Source organism: Streptococcus oralis (assembly GCF_018448765.2).
Taxonomy (GTDB): Bacteria; Bacillota; Bacilli; order Lactobacillales; family Streptococcaceae; genus Streptococcus; species Streptococcus oralis_BM.
In genome coordinates this window covers 672,730-697,296 of sequence record NZ_JAHCMC020000001.1, presented here as the reverse complement: position 1 = coordinate 697,296, position 24,567 = coordinate 672,730, and the positions used below count along the sequence as shown (strand labels likewise).

Sequence of the window (24,567 nt, the reverse complement as noted above, 5' to 3'; positions counted from 1 at the left end):
TCCTATCTTACTTTTCTAGTTTGATTGTAAATTAATTTTAGATTGGTCAAAAACTGCTCGACCTGACTCATATCATTTTCCAGATCTAGACTTAGGCGCACAGCTGACTGGGCTTTATCCTTGTCGACTCCCATGGCAATCAAGGTGCCTGCGGGTTTTCCTGCCTTGGATGAACAAGCAGAGGTTGTGGAAATAAAAATATCATAGTCTTCAAATGCGTGAACGATGACTTCACCACGAACACCCTTAATCCCAAAAGTCAGGATATGAGGGGCAAAGTCTTCCTCATCTGAAAAGACAAAAATATCTGGATAATCCAGAAGGGCTTGACGAATGACTGCCTTCATCTGCCCTGTCTTACTAGCAAAGATATCTAACTTTTCCATAGATAAACGGAGAGATTTGGCTGTCGCTGCAATCCCTGCCACATTTTCAGTTGTCGAACGATAGTCTCGCTCCTGACCACCACCAGTCAACAGAGGCGTAATTTTTTTACCAGACTTGATATAGACAAAGCCAACTCCTCGAACACCATGAAACTTATGACTCGAGAAGGTCGCAAAATCCACTCGATCTGTCAGATATTTTTCAGTCGGAATCTTAGCGAGTGCCTGAACTGCATCAACATGGAAGGAAATAGTTGGCTTGTCTGCCAACAGTTCTGAGATAGCCTCAATAGGCTGAATAGACCCAATTTCATTGTTTACTGCCATAATGGAGACGAGGGTCGTATCAGGTCGTATCAAAGCTCCTAGAGCCTCAACATCCACAAACCCTTTCTCATCAACTGGAGCAAAATCTACCTCAAAACCTTGACTTTTCAGCCAGAGGGCTGATTCCTTAACTGCTGGATGTTCAATGGCTGATACGATGATGTGCTTGCCAAACTGGGCTTTTTCAAAGGCCACACCTTTGATGACCCAGTTATCTCCTTCTGTTCCACCAGAGGTAAAGAAGATTTCATCACCCTTCTTACCAATCAAATCTGCAATTTGCTGACGGGAAGCATCTAAAATTCGTGTCGCCTGATCTCCCAAACGATGGAGACTGGATGGATTTCCTACAATTTTCGAAGCGACCTGAGTATAAGTTTCAAGTGCTTCAGGATAAGGCTTGGTCGTTGCCGAATTATCAAAGTAGATCATGTTTTCTCACGCTTTCTAAAATCACTTATTCTATTGTATCATGAAAAGAAGCTTGCGACAAGAAAGGGCAATTCCTCTTTTTTTAAGATTTTTTTAAAGAAATGAGGTATAATAAATCATAATTAAAGGAGAGTATCATGTCTAACTATCATAGAACTTCAAAACCAAAAACTGAGCATATCAAAAAGGGGTTTACTGTCTTTCAAAAAACGATTGCTACCATCGGTAGTATCCTTGGCCTAATCACCGCTACTATCACCATCATGAACGCCATGGACAATAACAAAAACAACAAAAAAGAACCGACGACAACCCAAACAACTGTTGTCAAGGAAATTCAAAAAGAAGCCCCTCAGGAGAATACTACTCCTAACAAGGACAACACTTCCACTAAAGAAAATACCTTGCAGGAAGAAACTCCTCAATCCAATAAAAAGGAGGAGCAAAAAGAAGAGAAGAAAACAACAACTCAGGATTCTTCTACACCTTCCTCAACAAAAGAAACAACTGATAGTGGAAACTCGTCCAAAACGACTAGTTCCGAAAACAAAAGCAATCAATAACTACTAAAATAGCTTCCTTCCAGCTTTGGAAAGAAGCTATTTTTTATTGTTGCAATACTTTTCGTGGTTTGGTTCCCTCAGCTGGACCGATGACACCTGCCATTTCGAGTTCTTCCATAAGGCGGGTCGCACGGTTAAATCCAACTGACAAACGACGCTGAATCATCGAGGCACTGGCTTTCTGCGTCTCGATAACCAGAGCCTTAGCTTCTTCAAAAAGCGGATCGCCGCCAGCTTCACCATCTGAAAATTCTCCTTCATTTTCAGAAACCTCACCTGGATCAAAACTCTCATCGTAGTCTGCATCCGCCTGAGCCTTGATGAAGTTTACGATGCGCTCGACATCGTCATCTGAGATAAAGGATCCTTGCAGACGGACTGGGTGATTTTCATCGATTGGTTTAAAGAGCATGTCTCCTCGACCAAGCAGTTTTTCAGCTCCATTTTCATCCAAGATGGTTCGTGAATCTGTACCCGATGAAACTGCAAAAGCCACACGAGAGGGGACATTGGCCTTGATAAGACCAGAGATAACATCGACTGATGGACGTTGCGTTGCGAGAATCATGTGAATCCCTGCGGCACGCGCCTTCTGTCCGAGACGAATGATGGCATCTTCCACTTCCTTGCTAGCCACCATCATGAGGTCTGCCAACTCATCTACAATGACAACAATTAAAGGCAGCGGTACTTGTTTGTACTCAGACTGGCTATTAAATTCCTCGACCTTAGCATTGTAGCCAGCGATATTTCGTACTCCAACCTTAGCAAAGAGTTCATAACGGTTTTCCATCTCATCCACAACCTTTTGCAGAGCCTTGCTGGCCTTGCGTGGATTGGTCACAACTGGAATCAAGAGATGGGGAATATCATTGTAAACCGATAACTCAACCATCTTAGGATCGACCATCATAAACTTGACCTGGTCGGGTCTTGCCTTCATGAGAATGCTCGCGATAATACCATTAACTGCGACTGACTTCCCTGATCCTGTCGAACCTGCAACGAGTAGGTGGGGCATCTTGGAAAGGTCAAAGGTGCGAGCAGTTCCATTAACCGCCTTTCCTAGAGGAATTTCGAGGAGATTTTCTGGCTTAGTCTGAGACTGTTCCCAGAGTTCACGGAAGGAGACGGTTGCAATCTCAGAGTTAGGCACTTCGATTCCGACTAGGGATTTACCAGGAATTGGAGCCTCAATCCGAACATCCTTGGCTGCTAGAGCTAGCGCTAAGTCGTCTGCCAGATTGGAAATGCGGTTAACCCGTACACCTACTGCTGGTTTGACTTCATACTTGGTAACTGATGGTCCAATTTCAGCTCGTTCAACCGCCACCTTGATACCAAAGCTGGCAAAGGTTTCTTCTAAGATTTTGATATTTTCTCGAACAATCTTCTTTTCCTTGGACTGATCTTTGGGTTTATCTGGCGCAAAGAGTTGCAAGCTTGGTAGCTTGTATTCGAGGGCTTCCTTGGCAGAAAAATCAACCTGCACCTCTTCATCCTCAAAATCTTCTTTCTCGTCTGGAACTTCAAAATCAGCCTGAGGAAGGATAATCTCGGGTTCACTCCATTCTTTTTCAGGAATTGGTGGAAGATCATAGTCTGGAACTTCTGGTAAGATTTCTCCAGTTTCAGGATCTACAGGAGGAAGCGGTAGTACATCCTGTTCTTCTTGCTCTCTCTTGATTCTAGCTGCTTCTTCAGCTTCTTGACGAGCCTTCTCTTCTTCTCTCTTGATGAAGCGTTCCTGTTTTCTCTGTTCCTGTTTTTCCATGAAGGATCTAAACTGAGCTCCAATAAAGGCTGCAACATCATAAATAGACCAAGGACTGACCAAGAGAGCCCCAACTAGAATCAAAAGAACTCCAATAAAGTACGATCCGATATTGGAGAAAAGAAAGGATATGGGGATATAAAGTCCAACACCTAGCAGACCTCCACCAGCAAAGCTAGTCACCCGGATACCAGTCAGATCCGTCATAACTTGAGCCAAGGTCCCTTTTAGAACTGACTGCTCCAAACCAAACTTCCAGACAAGATAGGCCTCAAAAATCAAGAGCAAGCCAGCGAAGATACAGAGAAATCCTGACAGAAGCCCCTCTTGCTTGCGTATCCATTTAAAAAGAAAAAGATAGATGAGGAGGCCACCTATAGCCACATAAGCTAAACTTCCGACTAACAGTCGAATGAGATTATAAAGGGTGATACCCGCAGCACCAAGCTTGAGAGCTGCAATAATCAACAATAAGGCAATTCCTAAGGAAATCAACATCCTCTGGATAGCCTGTTTTCTTTCGAGTTCTGCTTTAGACGGTCTCCGTCTTGTTTTACTTGTATTCTTGTTTGCCATTCTTCTATTATATCATATTTCACAGCCATTTCGAAAAAGGTCAATATTCTTCTTGGATAGTTCAGTATTAAGAGATTCAAATAAAATTTTCTTACCCATGGTTTCACTCCCTAAGCAATTTCAGAACATCTTTTGGCTAGCTTTTACGATCTACCTGACTGTTCATCAGAAAAAGAAGATATGCAAAATTCTGAAATTTTGATATAATAAAACTATCAAAAAGTAAAAGTAAAGGAACGATTGGTATGAAAGCAATCACAGCTCACAGCTCACAGCTCACAGCTCACAGCTCACAGCTCACAGCTCACAGCTCACAGCTCACAGCTCACAGCTCACAGCTCACAGCTCACAGCTCACAGCTCACAGCTCACAGCTCACGCTGATTATGTAATCAAGCGTATTTTTTGTCAAGCCCTAAAACAGACTTTTTCACATTTTTGTGAGAAGGTCTTTTCTGTTGTTTCTCAACTCAATGAGTTGATTGTTGGAGGTGTAAAATGACACCTCTAGCTATTGATAGAAGTTGGCAATCTGGAAATGAAAGAGCTGACAATGTATTTTTCTGGAGAAATTTCGGTTTTGATGAAAAAGATATTTTAATTGAAAATACTGATGGTATCATTAACGGAGCTCTGTTTGAATTTAAAAATAGCATTGCTGATCTTAATGCTGTACTTGTTCAAGCTATACACTATCTGTCTAAATTAAGGATTAAAGGTGGTATTCCTATACCAAGCAAAATCGTTTTAGTTGATATTAATAAAAATCGTGCTAGTATTTATGATGCAACTAAATATCGTTTAGAAATTTTACAAAATTATACGAATAGTGCATCAAAAAATGTACATCAGAATACTTTAAAAGATGCTACTAATCCTGAAAAAGTAATTGAATTTGATATTTTTCAACCAAAAAGCCCTAAAAATCGTGAATTGCGTGAATTATTCCAAATAAACGAGTATCAAAAATTTGAAATTGATTTTCCAAATATTTTAGGATGGGCGAACTACATATATCGTCACGATAAAACAACAACAAAATCTCAAATGTTTGAGATGCTAAGACAACCATCTAATTCAATAGTCGAAAACTATATCTTGCCTTGGAATGGAGACGAAAGTGATTTTGAAACCGTGATGGACGCCTTAAATGATCCTGCAAATAGAAAAGACCTAGGAGCGTTTTATACACCGTTACCTTATGTTAAAGAAGCAACTAAACTTGTTCGTCAAGCTATTAGCAGTCTTCCTAAAGATTTGGACTATGTTATTTTGGATAGATGTGCTGGTACAGGAGCATTAGAGCATTATTTAACCGAAGAAGAGTTAAGCCATGTTGTCTTGAATACTTATGAAATCAAAGAATGGCTTGTTTTGTATAATAAATATATTGGAAAGGTGAGGGCTATCATACCACCGCTTTCGATGGTAAAAGCTGTTAAGGGAAACTTAGTGACAGGTGGTGATGCTTTGGCAGAAGATTTCTTGTCAATTCCAATGGAAACAGATGGAAAACATAATACATTACAAGAAATCATAGATGACAAGGATGTTGTAATTATTGGTTATGAAAATCCACCTTATTCTAGCGAGTTAGCCCGTGCTCAAGAAGGAAATATTAAATCTAAAGATAAATACAGCTATATAAGAAAATTGATGTCCGATGAATTTACTGGGGATAGTAGTCATGCAAAAGATTTACTCAATCAATTTGTTTGGTCGTTTGAGAAGTATTTTATGAGAAACGAACATGATTATTACATCCTATTTGCACCAGTAAAGTATTGGAAGTCTGTAGGATTAATGAAAAAAACTTTCGTTGATGGATTTTTAGCAAATAGAGGGAATTTTAAAGCACAAGAAAGTTCTGTTTTAGTCGCACAATGGAAGAATGAAGTTGATACCATAACAGAAAGTTTAACTGTTCCAGCTAAAGAGATTTGGAAAGATGATAAAAAGTGGGGAACTGGAAAAGGGGCTGCAGTCATTGATGTACCTGAGGATGCTATTCTTAAAGATGTGAAGCATGTCACTATAAGAAAAGTATACAAAACGCTAGGAGAATATTACTCTAAAAAGGTAAAAGCAGATGTATTATCTAAAATTGCTACTGGCTACGATGGTAGAGAAGTGCCATTGAAAAGCTATGGGAAACCTGTTTATAATGACAATATTTTAGCGGTTATAGAAGCCAGTGGTTTTGGTACTACTCCGCAGGATATACGAATGACTAGAATTGCTATATATCATGGACGAGGTAGTCAAGTTAGAACAACCAATTATGCAGAGCAGACAGCTTTGTTTGTTGCCAAGCAGTATCCTCAAAGAAACTGGTATGAAAGAGATATTTACTATACAACTGCTGACAAAGGGGATTTGTATAAAAAGGATATAAATTTTCTCAGAAAATCTACATTATGGACTTGTATATCTCAAAAAAATCATTGTTTAAGCTTCCATGGTTCTGATGGGAAATTTTACAATAACGAGATGTGCTTAGATGAGAACTCTCTAGTCCGTAAAGAATTAGTCGAACAAGAAAAATATGGGAAACTTGATAGAGCGGACTTAATGTTGTTAGGTGTCTTCGATGAATTACTTGAACTAGTCAAAGATACTCAAGAATACAATCCGGAATACAATTATGGCACTTATCAAATTGAATTAGAGATAAACACATCATACAAAGATAGTAATGATAAAAAGATATTCAACAATGAAAAAGTTAACACTAAACTAAAAGAGCTTAAGAAAAGATTAGCTGAATACTACGAAAATGAGCTTGAAAGTAAATTATTTGAGTATGAACTATTGAAATAGTGAGAAGACGATTTCCAAACGGAAATCGTCTTTTTCGATATTGTTGAAGTACTACATCTTGTGGTTGGTGTAAACAGATATATAGTTCCCTAAATTTACTTGACTTATTTCACTGCTTGTGGTTTGCGTAGGTAACCATAAACCACACCACTTACAATTGCACCAACCAAGACAGAGGCAAGGTAAAGGAGGGCATTTGAAGTTAGAGCGATAACGAAGATTCCTCCGTGTGGTGCCATGAGTTTGATACCAGCAAGACCAACGAGTCCGCCTGTTACTGCTGAACCAAGGATAAAGCTTGGAATCGCACGAGCTGGGTCAGCGGCACCAAATGGAATTGCTCCCTCAGTGATAAATGACAAGCCCATGATGATGTTTGTCAAACCAGAGTTACGTTCTTCTTTGGTGAATTTATTTTTAAAGAGGAGGGTTGCGACAAAGATAGCAAGTGGTGGAACCATTCCTCCAGCCATAACTGCTGCCATGGCTACAGAACCACCTGAAGAAACAGTCGCTGCAAGCGTACCTGTACCAAAGACATAAGCAGCTTTGTTGACTGGTCCACCCATATCAACAGCCATCATGCCTCCAAGAACGATACCAAGAAGGACAGCTGAACCTCCTCCAAGACCGCCTAGGAAGTCATTCATAGCAGTGTTGATTGCTGCCATTGGAATATTGACAGCCAACATAACAAATCCTGTCAAGATTGTTCCGAAAAGCGGTAGGATAAGGATAGATTTAGCACCTTCAAGTGAACGAGGAACTTTAACGTATTTCTTGATAGCGAGAACCAAGGCACCTGCGATAAATCCACCAACAAGGGCACCTAGGAAACCAGATGAGACACCTGCAAGTGTTGAAGTTGCTTCTCCTCCTGCAGCATAAGGGATTTTACCAAATGCAAAGCCTTCTTTGGCAATAGCACCAGCCACAAAACCTGCAACCAAACCAGGTTTTTCAGCGATAGAGTAGGCAACATATCCTGCAAAAACCGGAAGCATCAAGCCAAAGGCTGCTCCACCGATTTTCATAAACATCGAAGCTAGCTCATGGTAGGATCCGAGGTTACCAAGACTATCTTGTGGCACACCAAAAGCTCCGTCGATTAAGAAGGCGAGGGCAATCATAATCCCACCACCGATAACGAATGGCAACATTTGGGATACACCACTCATCAAGTGTTTGTAGAAAGCGCCACCGATACTTTGTTTTTCATTGCTTGCTGTTGCAACTTTTGCGCCATTAGCAGCACGGTAGACATCAGCATCTCCTGAAAGAGCCAAGTTAATCAATTCTTCAGTCTTACGGATACCGTCTGCAACCGGACGGTTAACCAAAGGTTTTCCATCGAAACGATCCATCTCAACAGCCTTGTCAGCTGCGATGATAACAGCTTTAGCCTTGCGGATATCTTCCGCAGTCAATTGGTTACCAACACCGCTAGCACCGTTGGTTTCAACCTTGATCCCAACACCCATTTCAGCAGCTACTTTTTGAAGGGCTTCTTGGGCCATGTAAGTGTGGGCAATCCCTGTTGTACAAGCTGTAACAGCTACGATAAAGTCGCCAGAGTCATTAGCAGGTACTGGGATAGGATCCTCAGCTTTTTCTGAAGCTTGGTTAAATAGTTCGATAACTTGATCTGCAGATGTTACTTGGCGAAGTTTGTCAGCAAAACCGTCTTTCATCAAGTATTGAGACAATTCTGCCAAGGCTGCCAAGTGGGTATCATTGGCACCTTCAGGAGCTGCAATCATGAAGAAAAGGTCCGTAGGTTGCCCATCCAAGCTTTCATAGTCAACACCCTTGTTTGACTTAGCAAAGAGAACCGTCGCTTCTTTGACAGCAGAGTTCTTGCTGTGAGGCATAGCAATTCCATCACCCAAACCAGTAGAAGTTAGAGCTTCACGCGCCAAAATGCCTTCTTTAAAGGTTTCAAAATCTGTCACATAACCGTGATCTACCAAACTTTTAATCATCTCTTCAATGACAGCTGTTTTTTCAGTTGCTTGCAAATCCAGCAACATGACGTCTTTTCTCAATAGGTCTTGAATTTTCATCGTTTTTCTACCTCAACTTTTTCATATGTTTCTTTAATAAAGTCCGCTGTTGCCAAGTCATCTGAGAAAGTAGTTGCTGTGCCACAAGCAACTCCCCATTTGAAGGCTTCTACTGCATCTTTAGATTTGACAAATTCACCTGTAAACCCAGCGACCATAGAGTCACCAGCCCCGACTGAATTTTTCACTGTTCCCTTGATGGGCTTAGCGAAGTATGCTCCTTCAGATGTGACAAGAAGGGCACCGTCACCAGCCATAGAGATAATGACGTTTTGAGCTCCTTTGGCCAGTAACTGACGAGCATATTTCTCGATTTCATCTAAACTTTCGAGTTTCACTCCAAAGATAGCTCCAAGCTCGTGATTATTTGGTTTGACCAAAAGTGGCTGATAGTCCAAGCTATCAATCAAGGTCTGTCCTTCAAAGTCACAAACCACTTGGGCACCAGTCTTGCGTGTCAATGCAATCAAATCCTTATAGATAACATTGCCTAGGTTCTTAGCACTCGAACCCGCAAACACAACCGTATCATCTGCTGTCAGACTTGAAAGAATGGCTTTTAACTCTTCAAGTTGTTCGGGCTCAACATTAGGACCAGTCCCATTAATTTCTGTTTCTTGGTCTGCTTTAATCTTGACATTGATACGAGTATCTTCTGCTACTTGGACAAAACGAGTCTCGATTTCTTCTTTTGCAAGGGTATCTGTGATAAATTTACCAGTAAAGCCTCCGATAAATCCAGTCGCAGTATTAGGAATATCCAAGCGTTTCAAGACACGACTGACATTGATTCCTTTTCCACCAGCAAACTTATCATCACTGTCCATACGATTGACACTACCGACTTGAACTTGGTCCAAGCGAACGATATAGTCAATGGATGGATTGAGTGTGACTGTATAAATCATACTTCTATTACCTCCGTTTTCTCCTTAATAGCCTGCAAGAGCTCATGCCCTTGACTTGTGATGACAATAGCGCGTTTAAGTGGTGCTACCTTGGCAAAGCAAGTTTGTCCAATCTTTGACGAATCCACCAAGACATAGGTTTGTTTGGCATTCTCTAAAATAGCACGCTTAACGGCTCCCTCCTCCATATCTGGAGTCGTATAATAACCATCGTCGACACCATTCATCCCGATAAAGGCACGGTCAAAGTGCAATTGATTGATTTGGTTAAGAGCAACACCACCGATACATGCATCTGTTGCCATCTTGACACTTCCTCCAACCATGACAGTTGGAATCTGTTTTTCAACCAACTGAACCGCATGATGAATGGAGTTGGTCACAACTGTGATATTCTTATTAACCAATTCCTTGATTAAAAAAGCAGTTGTCGTTCCAGCATCAATAAAGATAACATCTTGCTCCTTAATAAGAGAGGCTGCTTTTTGAGCCAGTAGCTTCTTCTCTTGAAGGTTTTTGACAGATTTTTCTTGGATGGTTTCTTCTTCCTGCAAGGAGTGGGGCAATTCTGCTCCACCATGCACACGGCGAAGCTTGTTTTCAGCCTCCAACTCATCCAAATCTCTTCGTACTGTCGATTCTGATGTTTCTAATAGATTAACCAATTTTTCTAGGGAAACTACATGATGTTGATTTAACTCCTCTAAAATCAGTTGCTTCCGCTCAGTTTTTAACACCAAATCACCTCCTGTTATCGTTTACACTATTCATTCTAGCACAATTTCTATCAAAGTCAAGCATTTTTTATCATTTTCTTTCAAATTCTATCATTTTTCTTATTTCCAAAATTTTTATTGCAAGATAAGTGGCTTTATGGTAGACTATTTGAGTAAGTATTGGAAGATTACTCAAGAGGCTTAAGAGGCCGTGTTGGAAACGCGGTAGGCGTGTAACAGCGTGCGTGGGTTCGAATCCCATGTCTTCCGTAGAAAAGCAAAATTATTTTTTAGATACAACAATGTTGTATCTTTTTTTGTATCCTTTTTTAGCAAAAGAATACCAAGGAATACCAAAGACAAAAATAAAAAACGTTGATTTAACAACGTTTTACCAAGGAATGCAATAGAATGCAAAGGAATAATGGAGCCGGTGGGAGTCGAACCCACGTCCAAACACCTGCCAACATATTTGTCTACAACCATAGGTTATGTATTGTTTTAACAGTCCCTCGACACATAACTCAAGCCTAGGAACTGCGAGTCTATTAATCTCTTATCAAACCACTAGACAAGGCTTAATCGTATCTCGCTAATCATAAGACCTGTCATTGAACACGAGCAATCCAAATCGGGTCACGCCTGCTGGTTTTTAGGCAGCTAGAGCGTAAGAAGTGTTATTTTTTGCAGTTATATTTAACTGAGCGTTTACGTCGCCACACGGGTTGCAAAATATGCCTCATAATGCCTGTCGAATCCGTAACGACCCCAAAAGACGATAGAACCATTATAACCTATCTTCATGAAAAATGCAAAATCAAGCCACCTCTTTAGAAAAGAACCCCTTTTAAGGCTTCCGATAAGACTTGATAACCGGCTACACTTAGATGGAGGCCATCTGTTGTATAGTCTTTTTTGAGTTGTCCTTCTGTATCTGTCAAACTATCATAAACAGGCACAAAATCTACTTGCATATAGGCGGATGCTAGAGCCTCATAGGCTTGATTCCATTCTCTAATCTTTTCATTGGTTCGGATATAAACGGTCTGCTTGTATTTCTCTCCCTCATTGACTGGCAAAATGGAAAGGAGCTTTATTTGTGATAGCGGATAATCTCGGGCAATCGATTGGATTACACGCTCGAGATTATCCAAGGCTTCATTCATGGGAATATCTTTTCCAATATCATTTGTCCCAATTAGGAGAACAATTTGATCGACAGCATCACCATACAGATGGGCATCCAGATTCTCTAATAAAAGTCTCGTCTGGTATCCTCGGATGCCACGATTGACAATCGTCTTGGCCGTCCCAAACAACTCTTGCAGAGGGTAATATTCCACAATCGAATCACCAATAAAGATGATATCTGGCTCTAGGACAGAAATTTGATTCAATCCACGATACTTGGCTTGAATTTTTTCCTGCTCTTTTAGGAGCCAATTCTCTAATAACTGTACTGCCACCTTATCCCTCTTTCTCTAACCAATTCTCTAGGACTTGATAAACGCCCGCCTGGCTGTTAGCTGGAGCTAGGGCAGTCGCAACGGCCTTGACCTCATCAGCTGCGTTTTCCATCGCATAGGCAATTCCAGCCAGTTCTAACATTTCGATATCATTTTCGCTATCACCAAAAGCCATGACTTGTTCCGATTGCAAATTCCAGCGCTTGAGTAATTCTTCCAATCCCCAAGCCTTGTGAACACCAGCCTGTAGGATATCGATACAACCATAACCACTGGAAACGGCTCTTACATGCCCATCAAAGAGGTCATTGATTTCCTGCAAAACAGAACTAGAGCGTTCTTCACCAACGACCATACTCATCTTTAGCACCCCACCGAAGAGATCCGATCTGAGCTCTTCAACAAAGTTTGTATGCCGATAGAGTTTTTCAATCATCTCAGGAGTCATAAATTTATCAAGTTCTGTAAAAACAGTTCCTTTCTTGACAAAACTCCCATTCATACTGGTAACGACGAACTGATCTCGACACTCCCTCCCTTTAAAATGAAGGAGAGCCTTGTCAACCATAGCATCATCCCAAGTCTGGGCCTGAAGTAGCGTATCATACTCAAATATACGAGCGCCGTTAGCAACAACCAAGATCACTCGACTCGCCAAGTGTTCTAATAATTGCCTCATTCGATGGACCTCATTTCCCGTCGCAATGACAAAACGGATATCCCTTTGATCCAGCTGATCTAAAATCTTTTCCAAGCGGGGCAGATCCAGCTGACCTCTCGGGTCTAGCAAGGTTCCATCCATGTCTGTTGCAATTAATTTAATCGTCATCCTATCTCCTTTAGGGTGAGCACCTACCACTTCAACCCCACATGTTCATTCATTTCTTTATAGGCCGTGTCAATTCGTTCCTTAGTCGCTTCGTCCAACTTGTCACGGTAACCGCCTCCCTCAATGAAGTCCTCTAGGATATAGGTCTGATAGAGGAAGAGCGGATAGCCTTCTGGAGAGTAAGTTCCTTTGGGTGTCCGATTGACCCAAGTAGGATGTGCTTTAGCAGTTTCAATCCTTGTCTTGCCATCTTTTTTCTTAATGGTCACATCCATGAGAACACCGCGCTCCGTCCACTTGGCATTTTCCTCATCTTGCATGGTTTCAATGCGTTGATTTGAGAGGAAATTTCCCATGGAATAGATGATCAATTTTTTGTCACCATCTTTTTCAACGGTTTCAGCAGGTTCAACGACATGAGGATGCCCTCCAAAGATAATATCAGCTCCCCAGTCAATCATCTTATGGTACAGTGTTTTCTGTTCTTCCGTCGGTTCTAGCTGGTACTCAATTCCCATCTGAGGCATGATGACAGTAATATCCGCCTCTTGCTCAGCTCGTTCGATTTCCGCCTTCATCTTATCTTCATTCAGGTCAGAAAGATAGCGATTATAATTCTCTTGAGAGATATACTGCTCAATGCCATTAAAACCGTAAGAATAGGCTAGGAGAGCTACCTTGATACCATTGACTTCCTTGATAACTAGCGGAGCTTGGTCACGGGATTCATGTGTGTAGACTCCTATGGGTGTCATTCCTGCCTTTTCAATAGCTTCTGCTGTCGAAACCACTCCCTCAATTTGAGAATCCAAAATATGATTATGAGCTAAGTCTAGAACTTGGTAGCCTGCATCCTTGATCGCATCCATGACTTCTCCAGGTGCATTAAAGAGAGGATAACCTGCCAAGTAGTGGTCCTTGTTCACCGTTCCTTCAAAATCACCAAGCACTAAATCCGCTTGTTTGAGCCAGGGTTTTACATACTCAAAATTTTCATGGAAATCATAGGTTCCATCTTCTTTCAGAGCTGTTCGGTAGATAGGAATATGGTAGAGAAGGTCACCATTTGCCATGATACGAGCTGTCGTTTCGGCAGACTGATTTTCCTTAGACTGACTAGACGTCTGAGCAGAATCAACTGTTTGACCACTCGGACTTGTTCCCTTGTTCCCTTGTACTGCTTGGGTCAACAAGTTCAGCCCCATAGACAAGGAAACTGCAAGCAACAGCACCGTAATAAACTGGGCATTTGTCCAAGATTTATAATTCCTAAAGAAACCAATACTACTCTTCAACAATCCAAAAATAGGACCATGAGACCGTCTATCTTGTCGCTTTTCCATCTTTATTCCCCCCTTGCTTTTACTGCAAGTCTTTTCTTTTATTATACCACAGACAAAAGAGGAATACCGTTTATTATATTATTTTTTAGGAACTTCTGTTACTTTCTTTCTCGCCTATTTTGTGTTATCATGTAGAGGTAATGAAAGGAGAGAAAATGTCTGCTATAGAACGTATTACAAAAGCTGCTCATTTAATTAATATGAACGATATTATCCGTGAGGGGAACCCAACTTTACGCGCGGTTGCTGAGGAGGTCACTTTCCCACTGTCTGACCAGGAAATCATCCTTGGAGAAAAGATGATGCAATTCCTCAAAAATTCTCAGGATCCTGTTATGGCTGAAAAGATGGGACTCCGCGGTGGGGTTGGATTGGCCGCTCCTCAGTTAGATATCTCAAAACGCATTATCGCTGTTTTAGTGCCAAATATTGTGGAAGAAGGTGAAACTCCTCAGGAAGCCTACGACCTGCAAGCTGTTATGTACAATCCCAAAATCGTCTCTCACTCTGTTCAGGACGCCGCCCTCGGTGAAGGAGAAGGGTGCCTATCTGTCGACCGTGTAGTTCCCGGCTATGTTGTTCGTCATGCTCGCGTCACTGTTGATTACTTTGACAAGGACGGAGAAAAACACCGTATCAAGCTCAAAGGATACAACTCTATCGTTGTCCAACATGAAATTGACCACATCAACGGAATCATGTTCTACGATCGTATCAATGAGAAAGACCCATTTGCTATCAAAGATGGACTCCTCATCCTCGAATAAAGAAAATCCCGTTGCAAGACGGGGTTTTGTGTTATAATAAAGGCATGAAAACAAATGATATTGTCTATGGCGTCCACGCCGTTACCGAAGCCCTCCTTGCAAATACAGGAAACAAACTCTACCTCCAAGATGATCTCCGAGGTAAGAATGTTGAGAAAGTAAAGGAACTGGCTGCTGAGAAAAAGGTCTCCATCTCTTGGACCTCAAAAAAATCCCTCTCTGAAATGACCGAAGGCGCTGTCCATCAAGGATTTGTCCTTCGAGTTTCTGAATTTGCCTATAGCGAGCTGGATCACATCCTTGCAAAAATACGCCAAGAAGAAAATCCTTTGCTATTGATTCTGGACGGGTTAACTGACCCTCACAACTTAGGTTCTATCTTGAGAACTGCTGATGCAACCAACGTTTCAGGAGTCATCATTCCTAAGCACAGAGCTGTCGGTGTAACTCCAGTCGTTGCCAAAACGGCTACTGGAGCTATTGAGCACGTACCGATTGCTCGAGTGACTAACCTTAGTCAAACCTTAGATAAGCTCAAGGACGAAGGCTTCTGGACCTTTGGAACGGATATGAACGGTACCCCTTGCCACAAGTGGAATACAAAAGGGAAAATCGCCCTCATCATCGGAAATGAAGGAAAAGGCATCTCGAGCAACATCAAAAAACAGGTTGATGAGATGATTACCATTCCGATGAATGGACATGTTCAAAGTCTCAATGCCAGTGTTGCTGCAGCCATTCTCATGTACGAAGTTTTCCGAAATCGACTATAAAAAAGTTTCCAATCAGATTGATTGGAAACTTTTTTATGATTATACTCAATGAAAATCAAAGAGCAAACTAGCCGCAAGCTGCTCAAAACACTGTTTTGAGGTTGCAGATAGAACTGACGAAGTCAGTCTCATATATAATCCAAGGCGACGTTGACGTGGTTTGAAGAGATTTTCGAAGAGTATTAACTATGTTCAGTGATAAATTTATAGGCTTCTTGACCTGCGATAGCCCCATCTCCAACTGCTGTTGTGACTTGACGAAGGTCTTTCTGGCGAACATCACCAACTGCAAAGATACCGTCAACGGCAGTCTTCATGTGGTTATCTGTTACAATCCAGCCTGCCTGATCTTGGATGTTCAAATCCTTAACAAAATCGCTAACGGGATCCAAACCAACATAGATAAAGACACCTCCAAAGGCTTGCTCTGTCACTTGACCCGTCTTTACATTTTCAAATACGACAGATTCTACTCGGTTTTCACCTTTAATTTCCTTGACGACAGAGTCCCAGATAAAGTTGACTTTCTCATTTGCAAAGGCACGGTCTTGCAAAACCTTTTGGGCACGAAGTTGGTCACGACGGTGAACGATAGTGACAGACTTGGCAAAGCGAGTCAAGAACAGAGCCTCTTCTACCGCTGAATCTCCGCCACCAACTACCAACAAATCTTGGTCACGGAAGAAAGCTCCATCACAGACTGCACAGTAAGAAACACCTCGACTGTTCAGTTCTTCTTCTCCGGGAACACCCAAGAGACGGTGTTTTGACCCAGTTGCCACGATGACAGTACGGGTTTCGTAAACTTGATCATCAGTGATTACCTTCTTATAGTCCCCCTGGTCTTCAATATTTTCAACATAGCCATAAAGATGCTCCACTCCAAGGTTTTCAAGTGGTTCAAACATTTTTTCAGCCAATTCAGGTCCACTGATGTTGGCATAACCTGGATAGTTTTCAATATCAGATGTGTTGTTCATTTGCCCACCTGGCAGACCACCTTCAATGAGAGCAACTTTCAAATTGCTTCGAGCCGCATATAAGGCAGCTGTCATTCCCGCAGGCCCAGCACCGATAATAATTGTATCGTACATTTCGATTCCTTCTTTCTTGTTGTAACTATCTTTATTCTAACTGTTTGAAGTTTATTTAGCAAGCATTATGCTCTAAAAACTAAAATGAGACTCATGACGGCAAAGGATAACACCGGAACGACCAAAACTCCAATCATAATCATATCATAGAGATGAGCTTGACGAGCCTTGGCTGTCTTGTCCACACCAGACATGGCTCTCAATCCAATCCAAATCCCCAGAAAAATCACGACAAGGATGGTCGTTAAGATCAAACTCTCGAAATATAAAGAAAACAGTTGCAGCAGCATGATCTCTCTCGTTTCTATCTTTTTTAAAGAGTAAACTCAGCTAGTCCAACTAACTGAGTTTTCCTTTTTCTATTATATCAAATATAAGTCCGTTTGTAACTAGCGAAGAATTCTTTTGTCCGTTCTTCTTTTGGATGATTGATGATTTCATCCGGTGTGCCAGACTCGATGATTTTCCCTTTATCTAGGAATAAAACCTTGTCTGCCACTTGGGTTACAAAAGACATATCATGACTGACCAAAATCATGGTCTGACCTGACTTGGCAGCATCTGCAATAGACTTTTCTACTTCACCGACCAACTCCGGGTCAAGGGCTGAAGTGGGCTCGTCCAAGAGCAAGACATCTGGTTTCATAGCAAGCGCACGCGCGAGGGCAACCCGTTGCTTTTGTCCACCTGATAAGTGGCGAGGGTAATGGTTTTCACGGTCAGAAAGACCAACTTTAGCCAACTCTTCCTTGGCGATTTTTGTTGCTTCCTCATCCGATAATTTCTTGACAACAACCAAACCTTCCTTAACATTGTCAAGAGCAGTTCGGCGTTCAAACAAATTAAACTGTTGGAAAACCATAGACAACTTGCGACGAAGGGTTAGGATTTCTTCTTGGCTAATCTGAGAAAAATCAACTTTAAAATTGTCAATCTGAATCGTTCCACTATCTGGAGTTTCAAGATAGTTCAAACTACGAAGAAAGGTTGATTTCCCAGCTCCAGATGAACCAATCAAGGCCACTACCTCCCCTTTTTGGATATCCAAGTCCAGATGATCCAAGACAGTTTGTCCTGAAAAGGATTTGCTTAAATTCGAAATCTTAATCATTAACGAAGGTCTCCTTTCACATCTGTTTGCACTGTATCAGGTGCAGAAATAGCCATTTTTCTCTCGATGAAACGACCGAGGCTTTCAATTCCGATATTGACTACCCAATAAACAAGGGCTACGGAGATGAAACGCTCAAAGTAACGATAATCTGCTCCACCCAAAATCTGAGCTTGAGCAAAAACTTCAACAACACCCGCACTAAAGGCTAGAGAAGTTCCCTTGGTCAAACCGATAAGAGAGTTAATCAAAGTCGGTGTCGCTACCACCGCCGCATTTGGAATAATCACGCGACGATAAACTTGAGCACGAGTCATACCCAGACTACGCGCCGCCTCAATTTCACCTGGATTAACAGAAAGGATGGCTGCACGAATCGTTTCACTTGCATAAGCCGCCTCATTAAAAGCAAAGGCCACAATCGCAAAAAGCGCTGCTGGAATCGCATTGATATTGAAACCAGTGCCCCATTGTTGGTTGATAGCTTTCAGTGCCAAAGGAATTCCGTAGTAGGTCAACATAAGTTGAACTAGGATTGGAGTACCTTTTAAGAAGCTAACGAAAAAGGCCTGCAAGGGATATAAAATCTTAACACGATTGATCTTAACAATGGCAAAAATCAGGGCAAGTAGCAAACCAAAGAGTGCACCTCCAAGCGTCAACATCAAGGTTGTAGGCAGTTGCTGGACAATCCTTGGAATTCCATCAAAGACCGAACGCAAACTAAAGAGCTTGCCATCCGGAATGAGTTGCATCAAACTTTGGTACCAATCTGATGCTAAAAATGTTGTAACAGTCATAAAAACATCCTCTCCTGATAATGATTCATTCTACCATACTTCTGCTCGCAAGCAAATTATTTGCTACGGGAAAAGCAGACTTTGTCTACCTTCTAGTTTATCACACTTTAAAACAGGGAGGCTATATATTTTACCTATCAAGGAGATAAATAAAAACTATTTTAAGCCCAGTTCCCCGTAAGATTTTCTATAGCCGATTTGCTTAACAGCACCATTTTCCACTAAGATTGGACGTTTTAACAACATGCCATCACTAGCCAGAAGCTTGGCTGCTTCTTGTTTTGACAAACTTCCTACCTTATCTTTTAGGCCTAGTTCGCGATATTTGATCCCGCTAGTATTGAAAAATTGTTTCACTTCAAAACCGGAGGTTTCCAACCAGTTCAAAATCACGTCTTCACTTGGTGTTTCTTCTACGATGTGGACAGCTTTGTAGTCCAGTCCAAGTTTATCCAATTCATTTTTTGCTTTCTTACAAGTTGAACATTTTGGGTATTCGATAAATTCTAACATCTTCTTTTCTTTCTATTTTTTATTTTCTTGAAATACTACACCTTCATGTTGCAAGAGCCAGGCTTTCTTTTCGACTCCAGATGCATAGCCTGTCAGACGATTGCCTGATCCCAGCACACGGTGACAGGGTACGAGGATGGACCAAGGATTACGCCCCACTGCTCCGCCAATCGCTTGGGCAGAAGCCACTTGCAGATCTTGAGCTATTTGTCCGTAAGTTACTGTTTGACCATAAGGAATGGCCTGTAAGTAAGTCCAGACTCGCTTTTCAAAATCTGTTCCAATAGGAGCCAAAGGTAAGTCAGATAGATCCTGAACACTGCCTTCGAAATAGGTATCTAAATAGGAAATAACTTGCTCTAATACAGGATGGCTACCAACTTCTTCTATCGTTTCATCCCCTAATCCCCTCTCAAAATGAGTTTGGTCCTGCACCCAAATTCCATACAGATATTGCTTGTCAGCAACTAAGGATAAGGTCCCAATTGGCGACGGGTAGAGCATTTTTGCGTACTTTTTCTGCTTCATTTTTTTAATTTCTGATAGGCCAAGCGTTCTCCATCAACTGGAACTTTTCCGACCTGACTAAATCTAAGTTTTTCAAAGATATGCTGCATGGCCTTGTTTTCAACATGTGTATCTGAACGAAAATCTAGGTAATCAAATCCTTCAATCAAGCCTTCTAGGAAAGTCTGAGCAACTCCCTGCCCTTGGACATCTGCTGCCACAGCGATACGGTGAAAGACCAGATATTCTGATTCTTCCCCCTGCCAACTTCCTTCATAAATGGCTTCATAGGCTTCCTCTGGGCTCTTGGTCACAGCAGCATAGGCTAACAGTTCTCCCTCTTCCAAGGCCACATAGGCTTGACCAGAGATGATATCATCAATAATGATGTCGGCATTTGGATAGCCATTTTGCCACTGGTCGCTACCAGACTTGGCTAAACACTTTTTGGCATCCTCCATCACCTGCATAATCGCATCTACTTCGTTTGGAAAGGCTAAACGAATCTCCATCTCTTCCCCTCATTTCTAACTATTTTCTCTCATCATAGCATAATTTAAAGCTTTCTACAAGCAGTTGAAACTTGACTTTTGTTTTTTATTATTTTATAATCTAGTTGTTAAAACTAGATAAAAAGGAGTTGGAAATGAATTCTAACTTTTCCTACCCAAAATGGGAAGACATTCCAAACATTGACCTCTATCTGGATCAAGTTTTACTTTATGTCAATCAGGTCTGTGCCCCTATCTCTCCAGATAAGGACAAGAGACTAACAGCATCTATGGTCAATAACTATGTCAAACATGGTTACCTGACAAAGCCAGACAAGAAAAAATACAAACGCAAACAGATCGCCCGTTTGATTGCCATCACCACTCTCAAGTCTGTCTTTTCGATCCAAGAAATCGCTCAGACCCTTAATACTCTGCAAACTCAAGCGAGCTCAGACCAGCTCTACGACGCTTTTGTGGACTACATGAACCATGGGGTTGATCCAGAAAATCCTATTATCCAAACTAGCTGTCAAACGGTTAAACTCTATCATCAAACTCTAGACTTAATCCTTATCAAAGAAGAGGAGGAAATCCAATGAACACCAGCCTAAAGCTCAGTAAAAAACTCAGTTTTGGAGAGGAGATTGCTAATAGCGTGACCCATGCTGTAGGTGCCGTTATCATGCTCATCCTACTCCCTATTTCATCCACCTATAGTTATGAAGCACATGGATTTTTATCATCTTTTGGTGTTTCTATCTTTGTTATCAGTCTCTTTCTCATGTTCCTCTCGTCAACCATTTACCACTCTATGGCCTATGGTTCGACCCACAAATACGTCTTACGAATCATCGACCATTCTATGATTTACGTAGCTATCGCAGGCTCTTATACGCCGGTCGTCTTGACTTTGATGAATAACTGGTTTGGCTATCTGATCATTGCCATTCAGTGGGGAACGACCATCTTTGGCATCCTCTATAAAATCTTTGCTAAAAAGGTCAATGAGAAATTCAGTCTTGCCCTTTACCTGATTATGGGCTGGTTGGTTCTGGCTATCATTCCTGCCATTATCAGTCAAACAACGCCAATTTTCTGGAGTCTCATGGTAACTGGCGGACTCTGTTATACAGTTGGAGCTGGATTTTACGCCAAGAAAAAGCCTTATTTCCACATGATTTGGCATCTCTTTATCCTAGCAGCATCTGCACTCCAATATATCGCGATTGTTTATTACATGTAAAAAAGTTGAGAATCTTTTCTCAACTTTTTTCTTTACACATATTGATAAAATACTGGTGCAAGCGAGCATCATCTGTCAATTCTGGATGAAAAGAGGTTACCAGCATATTTTTTTCTTGCGCAGCAACGATTTGATCATCAACTGTTGCTAGGATTTCCACATCCTCTCCAAGACTACTGATAATCGGACCACGGATAAAGGTCATGGGAATCTTGCCAACTCCCTTACATTCTGCCTCTGTATAGAAGCTTCCTAGTTGGCGTCCATAAGCATTACGCTCTACTACTATATCCATAGTCGCTAGATGACTTTCTTCCTGAGAAGTAATTTCCTTAGCCAACAAAATCAAACCCGCACAGGTTCCAAAGACTGGTAAGCCATTGAGAATAGCTCCTCTTAGAGGAATCAACATGTTCTGGTCACGCAAGAGTTTCCCCATGGTTGTAGATTCTCCACCAGGCAAAATCAAACCGGACAAGTCACTCTGATGTTGTTGAAAATCCTCTAAATTTCTGATTTCGATACTAGCAACACCTAACTTTTCTAGCACTTTTGCATGCTCTTCAAAGGCGCCTTGCAAGGCCAATATTCCAATTTTCATCTATTTTCCTCGCTCAGCCATGAGAATTTGGATTTCATTCTCATTGATTCCAACCATGGCTTCCCCTAGGTCTTCAGAGATTTGAGCCAAAATTTGAGGATTTTGGTAGTTGGTTACGGCTTTAACAATAGCACTTGCTCGTTTAACAGGGTCTCCTGATTTGAAAATACCTGAACCGACAAAGACACCCTCTGCTCCCAATTGCATCATCAGCGCAGCATCTGCTGGTGTTGCCACACCTCCGGCTGCGAAGTTGACAACTGGTAATTTTCCATGTTGGTGGACGTATTGGACTAATTCAACAGGGACTTGCAAGTCCTTGGCAGCCACATAGAGCTCATCTTCACGGAGGTTTTGAATGCGGCGAATTTCTTGATTCATCATACGCATATGGCGAACGGCTTGGACGACATCTCCTGTACCCGGTTCTCCTTTTGTCCGAATCATGGAAGCTCCCTCAGCGATACGACGCAAGGCTTCACCCAAATCCTTAGCTCCACAGACAAAAGGAACTTGGAATTCTTTCTTGTCCACATGGAAACGATCGTCTGCTGGAGACAGCACTTCACTCTCATCGATATAGTCAATCTCAATAGCCTCTAAAATCTGAGCTTCAACAAAATGCCCGATTCTGACCTTGGCCATCACTGGAATACTGACTGCTTCTTGGATTTCCTTAATCATCTTTGGATCACTCATACGAGAAACTCCACCAGCTGCACGAATATCAGCTGGAATCCGTTCCAAGGCCATAACAGCTGCCGCACCAGCAGCCTCTGCGATACGAGCCTGTTCAGGGTTCTGAACGTCCATGATAACCCCACCTTTGAGCATCTGTGCCAAGTTTTTATTTAGTTCATAACGATTTTCAGTCATTTCTTAATCCTCATCATTTGTATTGGTAGCTACCATTTCATTTTAAGCCAGATTAGAATGAAGTACAAGATAGAAAAACAACAACTGTCTGGGTACAGATGGATTAAAAAAACTATCTGACCTTAACTTAAGGCCAGATAGCTCAGCTATTGTTATTTTTCAGCTGTAAGTGCAGCCATTGTGATGTAGTTGTATGGTTTGTTGAAGTGTGGCAAGAAGAATAGGTCTGTCAAAGCCAATTTATCAATTGTCACATGCTCTTGGATAGCAAGTGAGAACATGTGGATTCCCATACTAATTGCAGCATCATGTGAAACCATTTGTGCACCAAGGATTTCGCGACTGTCTTTATCAAAGACAATCTTGATGGCAACTTCGTGGTTGTCATGCTTCATAAATTCTGGTTTTTGAAGATCATTAAAGCCAGTTTCAGTTGCATTGTAACCTGCTGCTTTTGCTTTTTCAAGAGTCAAACCAGTTGAAACCATGTGAAGACCATAGATTGAAATACCGTTTGATCCTTGCACACCGATTCCTTCCAATTCATGTCCACAAGCATTGTAAGCACCAACGATACCAGTACGTACAGCGTTAGATGCAAGAGCGATGTAGCTAGTGTCTTTACGAGCATTGTCATAAACAGTCGCACAGTCACCAACAGCGTATACACCTGGGATAGATGTTTCTTGTTTCTTGTCTACAAGGAAGGCACCGTTACGGAAGAGTTCAATCTTACCGTCAGCAAGAGCTGTGTTTGGACGGAAACCAACAGCAAGAACTACCATATCTACATCAAATGTTTCTTTGTCTGTTACCAAGCGTTCAACTTTACCGTCACCTTGGATGGCTTTAACTGTTTGACCAAGCGCCAAGCGGATGTTGTGGTCTTCCAAGTTCTTCGCCATCATTTGGGTGAAGTCTTTGTCATAGTAGCCGTTCAAAACAGTGTCTACGATATCAACAAGCACCACTTCTTTTCCAAGACGTTCGAAAGCTTCAGCCAGCTCAACACCGATGTAACCACCACCAACAACGGCAATGCGCTCAAGGTGTTTGCTCTTGTCAGCAAGTTTTTCGATAACCTCTTCTGCATTTTGGTACAACTTAACAAATTGAACATTTTCAAGTGTTGCTTTGAATTCGCGGTTACCTTTAACGATTTCTACACCTTCGATTGGAGGCAATATTGGAGTTGAACCTGTCGCAAAGATCAATTTATCATAAGACTCTTTGTGTTCTTTACCTTCAACTTCTGCAGTCACAACTTTATTATCGTAGTCAATTGAAAGAACTGGTGAGTTCATGTAAATTTTAGCACCTTTTGCTTCCAATTTTTCTTTATCAGAGTAGAAGAGACCTTCTGGGCCATCAATTTGTTCCCCGATCCAAAGCGCCATTCCACAACCAAGGAATGAAATATTTGAGTTTTGGTCAAATACTACGATTTCGTTCTCATGACCAAAGTTATCCAACATCGTATTAATACAAGCTGTACCAGCGTGGTTAGCACCAACTACAACAATTTTACTCATAGAAAAATTCCTACCTTTAATTTTTGATTTACTTTTCTAGTATATCATTTACTG

General features: G+C 41.5%; 24 protein-coding genes, 1 tRNA gene and 1 other RNA gene. 7 read left to right on the top strand and 19 right to left on the bottom strand.

Translation table 11 applies throughout. The annotated features are described in order from the left end of the window. Positions 1 to 2: 2 nt before the first annotated feature. Positions 3 to 1,145, bottom strand: coding sequence for a cysteine desulfurase family protein (locus KIH88_RS03380; protein WP_213988411.1), 1,143 nt, complete (start codon positions 1,143 to 1,145; stop codon positions 3 to 5). Between the two features lie 137 nt (positions 1,146 to 1,282). On the opposite strand from KIH88_RS03380, the gene KIH88_RS03375 reads away from it, so the two are divergent. Continuing rightward, the gene (locus tag KIH88_RS03375) at positions 1,283 to 1,708 is read left to right on the top strand and encodes a DUF6556 family protein (RefSeq protein WP_213988410.1); all 426 of its coding nucleotides are present in this window, start codon (positions 1,283 to 1,285) and stop codon (positions 1,706 to 1,708) included. Between the two features lie 43 nt (positions 1,709 to 1,751). On the opposite strand, the gene KIH88_RS03370 is transcribed toward KIH88_RS03375, so the two are convergent. Then, positions 1,752 to 4,058: a DNA translocase FtsK gene (locus tag KIH88_RS03370; protein ID WP_213988409.1), complete on the bottom strand. Its 2,307-nt coding sequence runs from the start codon at positions 4,056 to 4,058 to the stop codon at positions 1,752 to 1,754. 497 nt (positions 4,059 to 4,555) lie between these two features. Here KIH88_RS03370 and KIH88_RS03365 point away from each other — a divergent pair, with 497 nt between their 5' ends. Next, complete coding sequence (locus KIH88_RS03365) at positions 4,556 to 6,877, top strand: hypothetical protein (protein ID WP_213988678.1); 2,322 nt, start codon at positions 4,556 to 4,558, stop codon at positions 6,875 to 6,877. A 104-nt stretch (positions 6,878 to 6,981) separates the two neighbouring features. Here the strand turns inward: KIH88_RS03365 and KIH88_RS03360 are convergent, their stop codons facing one another. Genes KIH88_RS03360 through KIH88_RS03350 form a run of 3 tightly spaced genes read right to left on the bottom strand, consistent with a single transcriptional unit; the run spans position 6,982 to position 10,585 of the window. Next, positions 6,982 to 8,940, bottom strand: coding sequence for a PTS fructose transporter subunit IIABC (locus tag KIH88_RS03360; RefSeq protein ID WP_213988679.1), 1,959 nt, complete (start codon positions 8,938 to 8,940; stop codon positions 6,982 to 6,984). Next, on the bottom strand, positions 8,937 to 9,848 hold the full coding sequence (pfkB, locus tag KIH88_RS03355; protein WP_213988680.1) for a 1-phosphofructokinase: 912 nt from the start codon (positions 9,846 to 9,848) through the stop codon (positions 8,937 to 8,939). Before pfkB ends, KIH88_RS03360 begins: the two co-directional genes overlap by 4 nt. After that, complete coding sequence (locus KIH88_RS03350; RefSeq protein ID WP_061588075.1) at positions 9,845 to 10,585, bottom strand: DeoR/GlpR family DNA-binding transcription regulator; 741 nt, start codon at positions 10,583 to 10,585, stop codon at positions 9,845 to 9,847. Before KIH88_RS03350 ends, pfkB begins: the two co-directional genes overlap by 4 nt. 161 nt (positions 10,586 to 10,746) lie before the next feature. On the opposite strand from KIH88_RS03350, the gene KIH88_RS03345 reads away from it, so the two are divergent. After that, positions 10,747 to 10,834: transfer RNA gene (locus KIH88_RS03345), tRNA-Ser, on the top strand. 152 nt (positions 10,835 to 10,986) lie between these two features. On the opposite strand, the gene ssrA is transcribed toward KIH88_RS03345, so the two are convergent. The 4 genes from ssrA to KIH88_RS03325 all read right to left on the bottom strand — a co-directional run bounded on the left by ssrA (position 10,987) and on the right by KIH88_RS03325 (position 14,202). Beyond that, positions 10,987 to 11,334, bottom strand: a transfer-messenger RNA (tmRNA) gene (gene ssrA / locus KIH88_RS03340). Between the two features lie 60 nt (positions 11,335 to 11,394). Continuing rightward, entirely contained in the window at positions 11,395 to 12,030 is a 636-nt protein-coding gene (locus KIH88_RS03335) for an SGNH/GDSL hydrolase family protein (RefSeq protein WP_007521468.1), read from the bottom strand. A 1-nt stretch (position 12,031) separates the two neighbouring features. Continuing rightward, complete coding sequence (locus tag KIH88_RS03330) at positions 12,032 to 12,859, bottom strand: Cof-type HAD-IIB family hydrolase (protein WP_007521466.1); 828 nt, start codon at positions 12,857 to 12,859, stop codon at positions 12,032 to 12,034. A 23-nt stretch (positions 12,860 to 12,882) separates the two neighbouring features. Next, complete coding sequence (locus KIH88_RS03325) at positions 12,883 to 14,202, bottom strand: CapA family protein (RefSeq protein WP_213988681.1); 1,320 nt, start codon at positions 14,200 to 14,202, stop codon at positions 12,883 to 12,885. Between the two features lie 155 nt (positions 14,203 to 14,357). Here KIH88_RS03325 and def point away from each other — a divergent pair, with 155 nt between their 5' ends. Together def and rlmB are read left to right on the top strand one after the other, a co-directional pair. Then, positions 14,358 to 14,969, top strand: a complete 612-nt coding sequence (gene def, locus KIH88_RS03320; RefSeq protein WP_001272963.1) for a peptide deformylase — start codon at positions 14,358 to 14,360, stop codon at positions 14,967 to 14,969. 44 nt (positions 14,970 to 15,013) lie between these two features. Beyond that, positions 15,014 to 15,742: a 23S rRNA (guanosine(2251)-2'-O)-methyltransferase RlmB gene (gene rlmB, locus KIH88_RS03315; RefSeq protein ID WP_007521462.1), complete on the top strand. Its 729-nt coding sequence runs from the start codon at positions 15,014 to 15,016 to the stop codon at positions 15,740 to 15,742. A 182-nt stretch (positions 15,743 to 15,924) separates the two neighbouring features. Here rlmB and trxB read toward each other — a convergent pair whose 3' ends face one another. The 7 genes from trxB to KIH88_RS03280 form a co-directional block, all read right to left on the bottom strand. Further along, positions 15,925 to 16,836 (bottom strand): thioredoxin-disulfide reductase, encoded by a 912-nt coding sequence (gene trxB / locus KIH88_RS03310; protein ID WP_007521459.1) that lies wholly within the window; start codon positions 16,834 to 16,836, stop codon positions 15,925 to 15,927. A 65-nt stretch (positions 16,837 to 16,901) separates the two neighbouring features. Continuing rightward, positions 16,902 to 17,126, bottom strand: a complete 225-nt coding sequence (locus tag KIH88_RS03305; protein WP_007521457.1) for a DUF4059 family protein — start codon at positions 17,124 to 17,126, stop codon at positions 16,902 to 16,904. Between the two features lie 77 nt (positions 17,127 to 17,203). Beyond that, a complete protein-coding gene (locus KIH88_RS03300; RefSeq protein ID WP_000590976.1) occupies positions 17,204 to 17,947 on the bottom strand; it encodes an amino acid ABC transporter ATP-binding protein in 744 nt (247 codons plus the stop codon). Next, complete coding sequence (locus KIH88_RS03295) at positions 17,947 to 18,747, bottom strand: amino acid ABC transporter permease (RefSeq protein ID WP_000219161.1); 801 nt, start codon at positions 18,745 to 18,747, stop codon at positions 17,947 to 17,949. The genes KIH88_RS03300 and KIH88_RS03295 overlap by 1 nt, the downstream gene beginning before the upstream one ends. Before the next feature lie 156 nt (positions 18,748 to 18,903). Further along, positions 18,904 to 19,260 carry an arsenate reductase family protein gene (locus KIH88_RS03290; protein WP_213988682.1) on the bottom strand — a complete coding sequence of 119 codons (357 nt, stop codon included), beginning with the start codon at positions 19,258 to 19,260 and terminating at the stop codon, positions 18,904 to 18,906. A 12-nt stretch (positions 19,261 to 19,272) separates the two neighbouring features. Beyond that, positions 19,273 to 19,788, bottom strand: a complete 516-nt coding sequence (locus tag KIH88_RS03285) for a methylated-DNA--[protein]-cysteine S-methyltransferase (protein WP_213988683.1) — start codon at positions 19,786 to 19,788, stop codon at positions 19,273 to 19,275. After that, complete coding sequence (locus KIH88_RS03280) at positions 19,785 to 20,279, bottom strand: GNAT family N-acetyltransferase (RefSeq protein ID WP_213988684.1); 495 nt, start codon at positions 20,277 to 20,279, stop codon at positions 19,785 to 19,787. The genes KIH88_RS03285 and KIH88_RS03280 overlap by 4 nt, the downstream gene beginning before the upstream one ends. 134 nt (positions 20,280 to 20,413) lie before the next feature. Between KIH88_RS03280 and KIH88_RS03275 the strand changes: the two genes are divergently transcribed. Together KIH88_RS03275 and trhA are read left to right on the top strand one after the other, a co-directional pair. Further along, positions 20,414 to 20,860 carry a DUF1836 domain-containing protein gene (locus KIH88_RS03275; RefSeq protein WP_213988685.1) on the top strand — a complete coding sequence of 149 codons (447 nt, stop codon included), beginning with the start codon at positions 20,414 to 20,416 and terminating at the stop codon, positions 20,858 to 20,860. Continuing rightward, entirely contained in the window at positions 20,857 to 21,504 is a 648-nt protein-coding gene (gene trhA / locus KIH88_RS03270; RefSeq protein ID WP_001097972.1) for a PAQR family membrane homeostasis protein TrhA, read from the top strand. Before KIH88_RS03275 ends, trhA begins: the two co-directional genes overlap by 4 nt. Before the next feature lie 19 nt (positions 21,505 to 21,523). On the opposite strand, the gene pdxT is transcribed toward trhA, so the two are convergent. The 3 genes from pdxT to nox all read right to left on the bottom strand — a co-directional run bounded on the left by pdxT (position 21,524) and on the right by nox (position 24,513). Beyond that, positions 21,524 to 22,105, bottom strand: a complete 582-nt coding sequence (gene pdxT / locus KIH88_RS03265) for a pyridoxal 5'-phosphate synthase glutaminase subunit PdxT (RefSeq protein WP_213988686.1) — start codon at positions 22,103 to 22,105, stop codon at positions 21,524 to 21,526. Continuing rightward, a complete protein-coding gene (gene pdxS / locus KIH88_RS03260; protein ID WP_084910890.1) occupies positions 22,106 to 22,981 on the bottom strand; it encodes a pyridoxal 5'-phosphate synthase lyase subunit PdxS in 876 nt (291 codons plus the stop codon). It lies immediately after the preceding gene. A 152-nt stretch (positions 22,982 to 23,133) separates the two neighbouring features. After that, entirely contained in the window at positions 23,134 to 24,513 is a 1,380-nt protein-coding gene (gene nox / locus KIH88_RS03255; protein WP_000036760.1) for a H2O-forming NADH oxidase, read from the bottom strand. Positions 24,514 to 24,567 lie beyond the last annotated feature (54 nt).